The sequence below is a fragment of the Corynebacterium nuruki S6-4 genome (genome assembly GCF_007970465.1).
GTDB classification, from domain to species: domain Bacteria; phylum Actinomycetota; class Actinomycetes; order Mycobacteriales; family Mycobacteriaceae; genus Corynebacterium; species Corynebacterium nuruki.
This window is the reverse complement of sequence record NZ_CP042429.1, coordinates 347140-360565: the sequence shown is the minus strand read 5'-3', so window position 1 is coordinate 360565 and position 13426 is coordinate 347140. Positions and strand designations below refer to the sequence as shown.

Genomic DNA, 13426 nt, shown 5'->3' with positions numbered 1-13426 from the left:
TGCGTCCGACACTGACCCCAGTGCTCGCGGAACGAACCGACGGGCCGATTTTTCGGTCCTGAGACCGCACCTGGGCTCGTGAACCCGACATCCGCAGGAGCCGACCGCCCCCTCGGTTCGGAAAACCGACACCGACAGCGACGTTCACACCCTCTCCGGGAGGTACACCTGAGCTCCATTCACCCCGGCCTCGCCCACCCCGGCCCCACCTACGCCAGCAGCTCCCGGATGTCGGCCGCGTCCAGCGCCCGACCGATGTCACCACCGCCGACCGCCGACCGGTCAGCGGCACCTCCGGCCGCATCACCGTCGACCACCGCACCACCGCCGTCGAGGACCCGGTCGAACAGGGCCGCCTTCGTCTCCTTGAGGGCCATCACCTTCGACTCGATGGTGTTCGCCGAGACCAGCCGGTAGACGACCACCGGGCGGGTCTGGCCGATCCGGTGCGCCCGGTCCACCGCCTGCGCCTCGGTCGCCGGGTTCCACCACGGGTCCAGCAGCACCACATAGTCCGCCTCGGTGAGGTTCAGTCCGAAGCCGCCGGCCTTCAGCGAGATGAAGAACACCGGCGCCCCGCTGCCAGCGGCACCGTCACCGTCCCCCTCCCCGCGGAACGCGTCGATGACCTGCTGCCGGTTCCTCGTCGCCCCGTCGAGGTAGAGACTGTCGATCCCCGCGGCGGTGGCGGCGTCCCGCGCCTTGCGGAGGAACCGGGTGAACTGGCTGAGCACCAGGACCTTGTGCCCCTCCTGCGTCACCGTGGTGAGCAGTTCCGCCAGCGCCGACAGTTTCGCCGAGGGGGTCGGCGCCTCCCCCGCCAGTTCCGAATCCAGGGCGAGCTGGCGCAGCAGAGTCAGTGAGCGGAAGACCTCGAACCGGTTGGCGTCCAGGTCCTGGACCAGGCCGAGGACCTTGGCGCGCTCGCGTTGCAGCCGGACGTCGTAGATCCTCCGGTGCGTCGGCGACAGCTGCAGTTCCAGGACCTTCTCCGTTTTCGCCGGCAGGTCGGCGGCCACCATGTCCTTGGTCCGGCGCAGCAGAAAGGGGCGGAGCCGACGCTGCAGCAGGGCAAGCCGCTGTGTGTCGCCCTGTTTCTCCACCGGATGGCGGAAGAACTCGGTGAAGTGCGCCTTCGAGCCCAGCAGTCCGGGGCACACCAGGGAGGCCAGCGCCCACAGTTCCAGCAGGTTGTTCTCCAGCGGGGTACCGGTCACCGCGATCTTCACCGGGGTGCCCAGCACACGGGCGGCGGCGTAGGCCCGCGAGGTGTGGTTCTTGATCATCTGCGCCTCGTCGAAGACCGCCGCCGACCAGTTCAGGGCGTGGTACTCCTCGATGTCCAGCCGGAACAGGGTGTAGCTGGTGACCACCACATCGGCCCCGGCGACCGCCCCGGCCAGGCTCGACCGGCGCTTCTTCGAGGTCTCCGTCACCGCCCGGGCCCGTAACCCGGGGGCGAACCGTTCGATCTCCCGGACCCAGTTGCCCACCACGCTGGTCGGCGCGACGACGAGGAACGGGGCGACCCGGGCCGGCGCGCCATCCTCCCCCTGCGCTGCGGCGTCCTCGTGCGCGGCAAGCATCATGGCGATGACCTGCAGCGTCTTACCCAGACCCATGTCGTCGGCGAGAATGCCGCCGAGCCTGTTGCGCCGCAGCGTCTCCAGCCACCGGTACCCGCGGACCTGGTAGTCGCGCAGGGTCGCCGCCAGTCCCGACGGCACCGCCCGCACCGGACCGTCAACGGCGGACCCGTCCGCCACGAGGTCCCGGATCCGCTGCCACCAGGCGTGGTCCTGGGCTTCGACGAGACCGGAGCGGACGAGTTCCTCCCACATGTCGACCTGGTAGCGGCTGATGCGCAGTCCGGTCGGGCCGACGTCGTTGAGGGTGCGGGCCTCGTCGATGATGCGCCGCAGCTGGTCGAACTCCGGGATGTCCAGGGGAAAGTACGTGCCGGACGGCAGGATGAACAGCGGCTCCCGCAGCGTCAGCGCGCGGAACAGGTCGGCGAAATTCACGTCCTCCCCGGCGATGCTGACGGTCACCCGCAGGTCGAACCAGTCATTGTCCACGTCGCCGGCGGTGCGTACCGTCACCGTCGGATCCTCCCCGGCGCGCCGGAACTCCGGGATCGGGGCAGTGACCTCGACGCGGACATGGTCGAGTTCCAGCAGTCGCGGCAGGGTCTCGGCGAGGAACGGGACCGCCTGGTGCCGTGACATCGACGGTTCCAGGGGAGGTCCGTCCAGGTCGCGGACGGACTGCAGCACGGCCTCCTCATGGACGCGGTCGTCCACTCCGCCGCTGCGGTCCCAGCGCTGCGTGAGCCGCACGCCCGTCAGCATCTCCGCCTCGTCGAGGACGGGTGAGACCTCGATGACGAGCACCGCCCGGCGCGGTTCCGGCGGTGTGTACGAGCCGTCGGGGGAGGTCACGGCCAGCAGTTTCCGGATCCTCGGCAGGTAGTCGGACTCGAACTCCGCGCGGTCCGCCGCGGTGACCTGCAGATCCCGGACGTGGTCGGCCAGCACCGCCATGTCCCGGGTGACGGGTTCGGTGATGCGGTGCAGGGTGATCTGCTGGTGCCGCGGGCCCGACTGCACCACCGCCAGTGTGGTGGCGGGGTTCCCGAGGAACAGGTGCTCGGTGCCGGGGCGGTCGACGACGGGCTCGCCGGCGACGGTGAGTTCCCCGGCGACCCGCAGTGCGGCGTCCGGTCCCTCGGTGATGCCGGCCTGCAGGGCGGCAGGGGCGTCCGACAGGTCCACCGGGACGCGGCCTTCCCAGGTGAGCAGTTCCACCCCGGCATCGCGGAGGAACCGCAGGTGCTCCCACAGGTGCGGGTCGTCGAGGTGTTCCAGCGGCAGCCATTCGCCGGCGAAGCCGTAGCCGCGGCCGTACCGGTCGTAGCCCTGGACGGAGAATTCGTACATCGTCTCCAGCAGCGCGGTGACCTCCCGGCCGACCCGGGCGTACGGCACGCGGTCCCAGCCCATCGTCCCCTTGATCCATCCGCCCTTCCTCCCCTTCTCGCCGGGGCGGATGCGCACCGAGAGTCCCTGCCGGTCGACGAAGAGGCAGAGCTTCCCCACCGGCGACTCCTCCTCCTGCACCGGCGGCAGTACCTCGTCGAGGACCTGCCGCCACGGCGGCACCACGGGCGTGTCGACGGTTCCGGACGCCGCCCCGTCGTCGCCGATCTGGAGTGCACCCGCCGCGTCCAGGGCGAGCAGGGCGGCCGCCTCGTGGACACACGGGACCGTACTGGGGCAACTGCACTCGGTGGCGCGCAGCAGGCCACGGGCCTGTACGACGGTGACCTCCTCGGCGGTGGCGGCCGCGGGGCTGCTCAGCACGTCGAAGAAGTGGACGGTGCCGTCGGGGATGGTCTCGGAGCCCGCGGAGACCACCCCGCCCATGTCAAACACGGTGAGTGCCTCGTCGCATGTCCGGTCGGAGGTGGTGGTCCGGATGAGGTCGAGAAGGCTGGTGGTGACGGTGTGGCGTGCCATGCGGCGCATTGTGCCATGCCCACCGGACAGCAACCTGATGTCCGGTCGGACGCACTCAGGACTGCGACAGCAGCCGGTCGGTACGGGACCAGTCGCGGTCACTGTTGCACCGTCGGAGATCGGGGATGTCCACGGCGGTGTTGGTCCAGGCGCCGTCGTAGGAATCCTGGACGAGGTTGCGGGCATCCCCCAGATCCATCTCCCCTGCGCCGTCGATCACGTCCATGACGGAGTGCGAGGTGCCGTTGTACTCGGTCCAGCCGACATCCGAGTTGTTCCAGACGAACCGGCCCGGACTGTTCCCCTCCACCGGGCAGACACTGGTCAGGAATTCCTGTGCCGCGTCGTAACCGCCGGGTCGACCGGTGTCGACGGCGTAGAGGAAGTCATCGGAGACACAGATGACGACCTGCCCCGGCTCACCCTGGGCCGCGTAGACCCACGGGTCACCGTGCCGGCATTTCGTGGACGTCCCCGCCCAGCCGGCATCGGTGAGCGACGCCGGGCGGTCGGAACCGGACCCGTGCCGGCCGCTGCTGCGGGAGGACGCCGCTGCCCCGGTGTCGTGGGCGGATCCGGACGGCGCAGCCGCTGTGGTGGTCGGGTCCGGTGCGCCGGAGCCCGTGGTCCCGGCGTCCGCAGAGACGGTGTCCGCCGGTGTGAACGTGGGGGCGGCACTGTCATCGGCGCCCCCGGCGCACGCGGTGAGAAGGAATGCCGCAGCGCCGGCGAGTACGGCGGTGGCGGCGGGGACGGTGAGGCGTCGGTGCACGGGAACTCCGGGTCGGGGAACTGGGACCCGGTCAGTCTATCGGTCAGGCCCGACGGCGACGCTTCGCCGCCTCCCAGTCGAAACCCTCGAGGATCTGTTCCTCCGGCGACGGCGCATCCGGATCATCCGGTCTGAGTTCCTCCGGCCGGTAGAAGGAGCAGATGTGGTCGACATCGTCATTGAAGTCGTCTTCATCGCCCCAGAGAATCTGGACCTTGATCCTGTCCCGGACAAAACCACGGACGATACCCGGGTAGACGGCCGGCCCGAACTGCACGCGGACACGATCGCCGAAACGGGGGTCGGTCACTGTCACACTGTCTGCCATTTCCACTCACCCTCCCGAGTACTCAGCCATGGCCACGGACCTCAAGTATGCCGTGACGGCACCGTCCATACCAAGGACCAGTTCCCCGATCATCGTTTTCGCCGCCTGCCATCTCGCCCAGGTCACCAGTCCTTCCTCGATCAGGCTGGCCAGTGAACTCCGGTTGGCATGTACCGACGCATTCCGGATGCGGTGGACATCATCCAGCGCGCGCCGCCACAGTGGATACCTCTCGCGTTCCGCCCGCTGGACCAGCCGCCATACTGACACCCCCATCAGCTTGAAGTCTTCGCCGACGGTCCTCGTCGTGGCACTCCCCCGGTTCAATGCACGGCGTTGCACCGCTGTCATCGGGGCGATACTCCTCAACACCAGCGGTAGTCCCGTCATCAGATCCATGATCTCCGTGGCAGTCTCGTCGTGCAGATCGCGGCTGAATCCCTGGAACTCTGAGGCGAGAGCAGTGAACAGCAGACCGAGCTCGGCACCATCCATACCGTCTCCGCCCCCGATGGATTCACCGAGTCGCGCCAGCCGCGGTTCCCGTTCCGATGTCCACACCCCGACAGCATCTTGTTTCCCCATAGAACGGGACAGTATCAGCCGATGGTGCCTGGCATGGCCGATCCGGGCACACCCGGTCCACATCCACCTCACCCCTGGAGCCCCTCACATGCGACAATGACGCACATGAGCATCGAAGCCCGGGCGCTGTCGATTTCCCGCCTGCAACGGTCCTCCCCTGCGATGTCGCTGCTCCGAAGCCCGCTCGCACCGGTTGTTCTGGCGATGGTCCACGAATATTTCCCGCAGGGCACCCGGCAACGACCCGCCGCCGAACTGTACGAACTGCTCGGCGCCGATCTGCGCCTTCTTACAGGCCGCTATCCCGACCAGTTTCCACTCTCCCGATCTGCCCAGCAGTACTGCACCGACTGGGTCAAGGCCGGGTGGCTTATCCGGCACCCCGGCACGGCCGCAACCGGAGAGATGCTCGAACCCACAGAAGAGACGCTCTCCGTGCTCGACACGGTCAGCCGCTGGGAGGAACCGCGCTCCGTGGTGACCGCGACCCGGGTGGAATCCCTCACCGAATCGTTGCGCACCCTCGCCCGTGACGTCGACCCGGACACCCGCTCCCGCGTGGCCTCTCTCCAGGCCCAACGCGACGGAATCGACCGGCAGATCGAGCGGGTGGAACACGGCGACTACGAGGTTCTGGGCAGTGCCGAGGTGGTTGAACGGGTCACCGACATCCTCGATCAGGCGTCCGCGGTTCCAGCTGACTTCTCCCGGGTCTCCCGGGATCTGGAAGATCTCAACCGGTCACTGCGCCGTCAATTGCTCGATCCGGAGGGGTCGCGCGGAGACGTCCTCGACGAAATCTTCGACGGAGTGGACCTCATCGGCGAATCCGAAGCCGGACGCAGCTTCAACGGTTTCTACTCGGTCCTGCTCGACCAGGAGCGGTCAGCCTGGATCGACCGATGGATAGCCGACATACTCAGCCGGCCACAGGCAAAAGAACTACCGACTGCAACCCGAACCCGGCTACGCCACCTGTTCCGGTCCATGGAGGACGCCGGCGCACACGTGAACCGTACGATGACCAGCCTGGCCAGATCCCTGCGCAACTACGTCACCTCCGAGGAGTTCGCGGAGGACCGGAGAATGGTGGAGCTGCTGCACGAGGCACGCACCGCCGCCGCCGAAGCCGTGTCCGGCGACGGTGTGGACGTCCGCGCCTACCAGCGTATGCAGACTCCCCTGGTCCGTATCGGCATGCCGATTACCTCGGTAAGCGCCCTGAGACTCCGGAATCCGGGAGATGAGACGGTACAGAACGCACCGACGCCCGTGGCAACGCCCACCGTCGATGCGGACGCGCTGCTCGCTGCCGTCAGATCCAGTGAAATCGACCTGACGGAACTCGAGGCGGACATCCGCGACGTGCTCGGCGACTCTTCAACAGCCACGGTCGCCACGGTGTTGCACCGTCATCCTGCATCCCAGGGTCTCGCCTCGGTCGTGGGCCTACTGCATCTCGCGATCCGCCATGGTACGGCCGGTGAGGGGACCGAGCAGGTCACCTGGGACGATGAGCGTGGAAATCCGCGACGCGCCACCATCCCCCGCTGGATATTCGCCGCGCCTGAGACACCAGAGATCACCGAGACACCTGTCACCACCGAGGAAGGCTGATGACCACTCCTGACACCCCCGACGCTCTGTGGCCCGGCGACACCGGATCGCTGTCACTGAGATCCCGACGCGCCCTGGTTCAGTTACTTAAAGGACCGCTGATCACTGCGACAAAACATTCTGCGATCTGGGCCGCAGTGCTCTCCGACGAGTCCGCACTCCGGGCCCGGTTGGCAGAGGTCTTTCTCGACCTGGTCCTCGACGAGAACGCGGGGATCGCCTTCACGCGGATGGTGCGCCCCGGTATAGAAGCTCCAGAGGAACTCGACATTCCGCAGGTCCTGCGCACCGAACCGCTGACCCACGTGGACACACTTATCCTCCTGCACCTGCGTTCCCGGATAGCGCATGCCCTGCCCGGTGAACGGGTGATCGTCGACGCGGACGACCTGTTCGCCGAGATACTCGTCTACCGCAGTGTGACTGATACGGATGAAGCAGCATTCCGCCGACGTTTCGATGCCTCCATGACCCGTCTCAACAACAAGTTCAATCTGCTGAGCACCACGGAGACCGACGGCCGTTACGAGATCTCCCCTGCACTCAAGCACATCTTCGACCCACAGACCGTCTCTGCGGTCACCGCTGAATACCGACGGTTCGCTGAAACTGGCGGAGAGGAAGACACAGAAGAAGCAGGAGAAGCACAATGACCATCCACCCCGGGCAGTTCCGGCTCTCCCGCATCCAGCTGATCAACTGGGGCACCGTCGACGGTTACCTCGACGTCGACGTTCCCCGCGAAGGTTTCCTCGTCACCGGCGCGTCCGGTTCCGGCAAGTCGACGATCATCGACGCAGTGGCGGCAGTTCTCATGCCGCCGGAGAAGTTGCACTTCAACGCAGCCGGCCAGTCCGGTGGCACCCGCCGTTCCACCGGCCGCACCCTTGTGTCCTACATCCGCGGCGCGTGGCGCAGCAGAGAGGACGCCGCGACCGGCGATATGACGTCGACCTACCTGCGTCCCGGCGCGACGTGGTCCGCCGTCGCGCTGACCTACACCTCCGGCACCGAGGTCGTCACTCTCACCGCGTTCTACTACCTGCGCGCCGGGGATACCTCACAGACCGCGGTCTCGAAGCTCTACGGGGTGCATCACGAGCCCCTGGATCTTGATCCGAGCACCCTGCACCCGATGATGAGCACCGGTATCAATGTCCGCCGGATCAAGGCGCACTGGCCCTCACCCGCCCAGTTCACCCAGACACACCGGATATTCGCTGACCGGTTCCGCCCGAAGTTGGGCATCACTTCCCCGGAAGCGCTCCTGCTGCTGCACCGTACCCAGTCGGCGAAGCAGCTCGACAATCTCGACCAGCTTTTCCGCGACTACATGCTCGTGGAACCGGAGACGTTCACTCTGGCAGCGGACGCCGTGAACCAGTTCACCGAACTACGGACCGCCTACGAGCGGGTGCAGGACGTCAAGTCCCGCATCGACGTGCTGTCTCCTCTGCCGGAACTGGTCTCCACCCGTGATGCGGCAACGCTCGAGGCCACTCGAGCAACGTCCATGCTGTCGGTCCTGCCGCAGGTCCGCGACCGGTTGCGCCGCGAATCACTCACCGACCTCATCCGTGAACAGGAGACGACACTGGTCTCGGCCAATGATGTGCTTGCCCGGGCGCTGCAGGATGAACGCCGTGCGATCGACGACCTGCAGAATATCGAAACTGCCCTCGCAGGAGCCGGCGGCGACCAACTGCGCGTTCTGGAGAAGGATGTCGAACTGGCACGCAGTGCGCTCGACCGCGTCCGGGAGAAGGCGGAGACCCTGGCCGATGCCGTCACTACGTTGGGCGGCGCCGCGCCGACCAGCGACGAGGAGTTCACGGTACTCACCGGGCAGGCGCTCAATGTCCTCGAGACATATACGACGGAGCGGGAGCGCCATGAGAGCGCCCGTAATGACGCCATCCGCCGCCACGGTAAGGCACGGACAGAACTCCGTGAGATCAATGAGGAACTGACGAGCCTCGCAAAGAGGACCTCGAACATCGGGCACCGTCACATCATCGTCCGAGAGGAACTGTGCCGTGAACTGGGACTGCGCCCCCGCGAACTGCCCTTTGCCGGGGAACTCATCGACGTCGTCGACGACCACCGGGAATGGGAGCCGGTCGCACAACGGCTGCTCGGCGGTTTCGCCACCACCCTGCTCGTCCCCGAGTCGGTGATCGGTCAGGTTTCCGCGTACATCAACGACCATCACACCGGAGTGCGCCTGGTGTACCGTTCCATCCCCGATCAGGTGCGGGTACCGCAACGGGCAGGCACCACAGATGCTCTCAGCCTGAAGTTGAAGATCGTCGACGGCCCTTTCCACAACTGGGTACTGGCTCAACTGCGTACCCGGTACGAATACCGGTGTGTGGAGTCTCCGGCGGACTTCGCCACACTCGGCACTGACCGCGGAGTGACCCGCAGTGGTCTGGTCCACGGTCGGCGGGAGTCCGATGGATCAGTCCGCTTCGAAAAAGACGACCGCCACCGTATCGATGACCGGAGCCACTGGACACTGGGCTCCACCAACCATGACAAACAGGAACTCCTGTCGCGACGGAAGACAACTGTCGCCGGGCAGGTCGAAGCTGCCGACCGGCAACGGCGCGACGGTGAAGTCGCGCTGGCCTCGCTCGAAGCGTCGAAAGCCGCGGCGTCCCGTATCCGCGCCACCACCTGGCTGGATGTCGACACCTCCCGTGCCGGAAGGCAGCTTGCCGAGGCGACCGCAGCTGTGACCGCCTGGTCAGGATCTCCGGAGCGCACCACGCTCACGGAATCCCGTGATGCCGCGACCGTCAGAGTGCATGACGCAGTGAAGGTCCGTAGCGCGGCGGACCAGAAGGTCGGGGTGATCACGGACCGACGCGACCGTGCCGTCGCCGAGCTTGCCGGACTCGAGAAAATGAGCAGTGCCATTGACCGCCCGGAGACGACCGATGCGGCTGCCACCGTCGCCGCTGTCGAAGCCGAATATGCCCGCCACACCCGTCGGGTAACAGTGGATAATGTCCAGGAGCTGACCACTCTGGTCAGTGAGAACCTGCACCGCGCCGAGACGGACGCCCGGGACAGTATCCACCGCGCCGACCAGCGCATCCAGTCGGTCCTGGCGACCTATCTGGAGCGGTGGCCGGAGGAGAAGTCCGACCTTACCGCCGACCCTGAGTTCGCCGGCGAAGCGGTTGCCCGGCTCACCGCGCTACGCGGCAACCGGCTCGCCGAGTTCACCGACCGGTTCCTGACCCTGATGAACGGCACCTCGGTCACGAACCTCACCCAACTGTCCCGGTCACTGCGGCGGGCGAAGGACCTCATCGAGGAACGGATCAGCAGTGTCAACGAGTCACTGTCTCGTTCCCGGTTCGCGCCGGGACGTTGGCTGCGCATCGACGTCCGCGACAACCGCGGCAGCGAAGTCACCGATTTCCAGCGGGATCTGCAGGCCGCGGTGGAGAACCGGCTGGGTACCGCGGACAGTCCGGAAGAGGCTGAGTCCCGTTACCGGCGGATGTCGGAGCTGCTCGACCGGCTGGCATCCGAGGAGACGGCGGACCGTCGCTGGCGTCGCACTGTGCTGGACACCCGTCGGCATGTCCGGTTCATCGGGGTGGAGGTCGATGAACATGGCACAGCAGTGAACGCCTATGTGGATTCCGCCTCCCTGTCCGGTGGGCAGGCTCAGAAGCTGGTGTTCTTCTGTCTCGCTGCGGCGCTGCGGTTCCAGCTCGCCGATGTGGACGAGGAGTTCCCCCGGTATGCCACGGTCATCCTCGACGAAGCTTTCGACCGGGCAGACCCGGAGTTCACCCGCACCGCCATGGACGTGTTCACCAGCTTCGGGTTCCACATGGTGCTCGCCACCCCGCTGAAGCTGATCCAGACCCTGGATGACTATGTCGGCGGGGTGGCCGTCGTCGCCTATACCGAGCGTCCGGACCCCTCAGGTGTGATTCGTGCAGCCACGACCCTGGCACCAGTCAGCTTCGAAGAGGCACTGCGACGGAGCAGGGATCACGATGGTGAAGAGTAGCGGCCCCCTCACCCCGACCGATGCCGTCACCTCACTCACCGCGTGGGTGGAGCGTCAGTGGAAGGACTGGCTGGCTGATCCGCAGCTTGCGGACACTGCCACTGCCGATCTGCCGTTGCATCCGCCGACGGGGAAAAAGGCCGGCGCCGACCCCGCCTCGGCCGCTGACTGGATACGGTCCTGGCAACGGTGGGAGCGCGGGCATACAGGTGCAGATTCGACTGTGACGGTGGTCTGGGTGGAGAAGTCCTGGTCGGCCGCCGGACTGGGCCGTCAACGCGTACCGGACCGGCTGCAGGTCACCGGAGTGGAGGCACTGGTGACTCTCACCGGACAGAAGAGCCGATGGCGCGGACTGATCCACCGGATGTCACGGCTGCTCGGCGAACGTCCGGCCCCCGGGGTGCGCACTGCGGCGGCCGCGGTCATGACACGGTGGAGTGACCTGACCGACGAAGACCTGGTCCGGCTGCATGCCGTCGTCGACTGGCTGCTGGCGTACCCGGATTCCGGACTCACTCCCCGGGCGGTGCCGGTTGAGGGGGTACACGGCAAGTGGCTGGAGCATGGGCCCGAACCCCGGATGGTGGACACGGGGATGTGATTCAGGATACGAGTCGGAGTCTACCCGAACTCCGGGCCTCGTAGACCTGTGGCGAGAGGTACCTGCACCAGGAATGCCGACGAGTTGTGTTGTAACGCACGCACCACCGGAACACGTCCCGACGGCACACCAACTGGTTGGCGAAGGTCCTGTCGTCTTTGAGGACCTCACGTTTCAGTGCGGCGTTGAACGACTCCGCCAGAGCATTGTCCGCGCTCGTACCGACCGCCCCCATCGACTGCCGGACTCCGAGCTCCCGGCAGGCTTTCTGGAACGTCCCGGAGGTGTACACGCTGCCGTGGTCGGAGTGGAAGATCGCCCCGGCGAGACTCCCGCGTTGACCGGCCGCCGAGTTCAGTGCATCGACGACCAGACTGGTGCGCATGTGGTCGGCGATCGCGAAGCCGACCAGCCGGCGGGAGAAGCAGTCGATGACCGTGGCCAGGTACATGTTCGACCCGTCGGATATCGGCAGGTAGGTAATGTCACCCACGTAGACCTTGTTGGGGTCCTCGGCGGTGAACCTGCGGTTGACGAGGTCGGCGAAGACCCGTCGGGACGTATCGGCGACGGTGGTGGTCACCCGTCGGCGCCGGACGTACCCGGCCAGGCCGTTGGTCTTCATCAGCCGGGCGACACGCTTATGGTTCACCGGCTGTTGTGCGTCGACGGGTACGTCATCGCCGAGGTCACCGAGGTCCCCAAGGTCACCGGGGTCGGCGACATCGTTGAGTTCAGCGGCGATGCGCTTGGCTCCGTAGCACCCGTCGTGATCGTTGAAGATGACGGTGATCCTGGCTGCCAGCAGCGCATCGTCACAGGTGCGTTGGTTGCGTGCGGGGGTTGAGGCTTTCCACTTGTAGTAGGAGGACCTGTTGAGGTTCAGGACCTCGCAGAGCCGCTTGACCGGGTAGTCGGTGCGGGTGTCGTCAACGAACTTGAAGCGGCTCACCAGTTCGTCTCTTCCGCGAAATACTTCGCGGCCCGCCGCAGGATGTCGCGTTCCTCCCGGAGTCTGGCGTTGTCGCGTTCGAGCTGTCGGATCCGTTCAGCATCGGTGATCACGGCTGCCGGGGAATCGTCGGTGCTGCCGGCCCGCGGGTTGGCGGAGAAGCGGGCGACCCAGGCTTTGAGGGTGTTGCGGTTGATCCCGAGTTCGGCGGCCACGGATTTCAGTGACGCGCCTTCGGTGGACTCGTAGAGGGCGACGGCGTCACGTTTGAACTGCTCCGAGTAGGTCTTCAGGGGCATGGTGGAACACTACCTTTCTTTCCCGGCGCATCGCCGGGGTCAGGGTGTCCACCACACGGGGGTCAGGCCCCATCATCTCACCCTCGTCACCCGTCTGGTGTCCGCCCATCGCGGTGCACCGGACGGTAGCCTGGTCCGGTCACTGTCCGATCTTGGACTGGTCGAGCGGGAGCCCCAGATCAGGATGCGGCTTCCGTCGGATGTCCCGGGACGTGACGTGTTTCCGGAAGACATGACACTGACATGGACCGGGGCGGCCATGCTGTGGGCGGAAACGACGGTCCCGGTAACCGGAGTGCTCATCGTGGAGAACCTCGAGACCTTTCTGGCGCTACCGGTCTGCCCGGGACGGATGCTGATCTGGGGTGCCGGCTACCGTGCCCGGAAATGGGCGCAACTGCCGTGGCTGGTCAATCTGCCCACCTGGTACTGGGGCGATCTGGACACGGACGGCTTCGCAATTCTCTCGGCGGTCCGTTCCCACCTGCCGCAGGTCCAGTCAGTTCTCATGGATGAGGCGGCGGTACGGCGATGGCGTCCTCTCGCGACGACGGACACCCATCCCGACCGGAAGATCCTGCCGTATCTCACCACCGCGGAGGATGCGGCGCTGGATCTTCTGGCATCCCTGGGGAACCTGCGGATCGAACAGGAGCGGATCCTGCTGTCCGAGGCCGTGGACGTGCTCTGCGCCACCGGATTCTTTCGGAGCTGA

Annotated in this window: 10 protein-coding genes; 5 read left to right on the top strand and 5 right to left on the bottom strand. The window is 66.4% G+C overall.

What is annotated here, in order from left to right; genetic code table 11:
- Positions 1-209: 209 nt before the first annotated feature.
- The 4 genes from FSW06_RS01625 to FSW06_RS01610 are packed head-to-tail and all read right to left on the bottom strand — an operon-like array spanning position 210 to position 5203.
- Positions 210-3518, bottom strand: a complete 3309-nt coding sequence (locus FSW06_RS01625) for a DEAD/DEAH box helicase (RefSeq protein WP_238525913.1) — start codon at positions 3516-3518, stop codon at positions 210-212.
- Between the two features lie 55 nt (positions 3519-3573).
- Positions 3574-4290 (bottom strand): hypothetical protein, encoded by a 717-nt coding sequence (locus FSW06_RS01620; protein WP_010118959.1) that lies wholly within the window; start codon positions 4288-4290, stop codon positions 3574-3576.
- A 43-nt stretch (positions 4291-4333) separates the two neighbouring features.
- Positions 4334-4600 (bottom strand): hypothetical protein, encoded by a 267-nt coding sequence (locus tag FSW06_RS01615; protein WP_040429869.1) that lies wholly within the window; start codon positions 4598-4600, stop codon positions 4334-4336.
- Positions 4601-4624: 24 nt separating this feature from the next.
- Positions 4625-5203, bottom strand: a complete 579-nt coding sequence (locus FSW06_RS01610; protein ID WP_139024383.1) for a hypothetical protein — start codon at positions 5201-5203, stop codon at positions 4625-4627.
- Positions 5204-5308: 105 nt separating this feature from the next.
- On the opposite strand from FSW06_RS01610, the gene FSW06_RS01605 reads away from it, so the two are divergent.
- From FSW06_RS01605 to FSW06_RS01590, 4 genes are read left to right on the top strand one after another with little or no spacing between them, the layout of a single operon-like run.
- Positions 5309-6820 carry a DUF3375 domain-containing protein gene (locus FSW06_RS01605; protein WP_050801929.1) on the top strand — a complete coding sequence of 504 codons (1512 nt, stop codon included), beginning with the start codon at positions 5309-5311 and terminating at the stop codon, positions 6818-6820.
- Entirely contained in the window at positions 6820-7473 is a 654-nt protein-coding gene (locus FSW06_RS01600) for a DUF4194 domain-containing protein (RefSeq protein WP_029448866.1), read from the top strand. The genes FSW06_RS01605 and FSW06_RS01600 overlap by 1 nt, the downstream gene beginning before the upstream one ends.
- Positions 7470-10856 carry an ATP-binding protein gene (locus FSW06_RS01595; RefSeq protein WP_010118968.1) on the top strand — a complete coding sequence of 1129 codons (3387 nt, stop codon included), beginning with the start codon at positions 7470-7472 and terminating at the stop codon, positions 10854-10856. The genes FSW06_RS01600 and FSW06_RS01595 overlap by 4 nt, the downstream gene beginning before the upstream one ends.
- The gene (locus FSW06_RS01590) at positions 10843-11460 is read left to right on the top strand and encodes a DUF3322 domain-containing protein (protein ID WP_146881291.1); all 618 of its coding nucleotides are present in this window, start codon (positions 10843-10845) and stop codon (positions 11458-11460) included. The genes FSW06_RS01595 and FSW06_RS01590 overlap by 14 nt, the downstream gene beginning before the upstream one ends.
- A 1-nt stretch (position 11461) precedes the next feature.
- On the opposite strand, the gene FSW06_RS01585 is transcribed toward FSW06_RS01590, so the two are convergent.
- Positions 11462-12711, bottom strand: a protein-coding gene (locus tag FSW06_RS01585; RefSeq protein ID WP_139024623.1) for an IS3 family transposase whose coding sequence is annotated in 2 segments (ribosomal slippage) — positions 11462-12423 and positions 12423-12711 — 1251 coding nt in all. Because the reading frame shifts where the segments join, the coding sequence is not laid out codon by codon here.
- On the opposite strand from FSW06_RS01585, the gene FSW06_RS01580 reads away from it, so the two are divergent.
- Positions 12710-13426, top strand: a complete 717-nt coding sequence (locus tag FSW06_RS01580; RefSeq protein ID WP_146881289.1) for a DUF2220 domain-containing protein — start codon at positions 12710-12712, stop codon at positions 13424-13426. The two genes, FSW06_RS01585 and FSW06_RS01580, sit on opposite strands and share 2 nt — an antisense overlap.

Bases quoted from the DNA above. Each gene is read 5' to 3' on its own strand.
- FSW06_RS01625 (WP_238525913.1), bottom strand. From the start codon at position 3,518: ATGGCACGCCACACCGTCACCACCAGCCTTCTCGACCTCATCCGGACC.
- FSW06_RS01610 (WP_139024383.1), bottom strand. From the start codon at position 5,203: ATGGGGAAACAAGATGCTGTCGGGGTGTGGACATCGGAACGGGAACCG.
- FSW06_RS01605 (WP_050801929.1), top strand. From the start codon at position 5,309: ATGAGCATCGAAGCCCGGGCGCTGTCGATTTCCCGCCTGCAACGGTCC.
- FSW06_RS01600 (WP_029448866.1), top strand. From the start codon at position 6,820: ATGACCACTCCTGACACCCCCGACGCTCTGTGGCCCGGCGACACCGGA.
- FSW06_RS01595 (WP_010118968.1), top strand. From the start codon at position 7,470: ATGACCATCCACCCCGGGCAGTTCCGGCTCTCCCGCATCCAGCTGATC.
- FSW06_RS01590 (WP_146881291.1), top strand. From the start codon at position 10,843: ATGGTGAAGAGTAGCGGCCCCCTCACCCCGACCGATGCCGTCACCTCA.
- FSW06_RS01580 (WP_146881289.1), top strand. From the start codon at position 12,710: ATGGTGGAACACTACCTTTCTTTCCCGGCGCATCGCCGGGGTCAGGGT.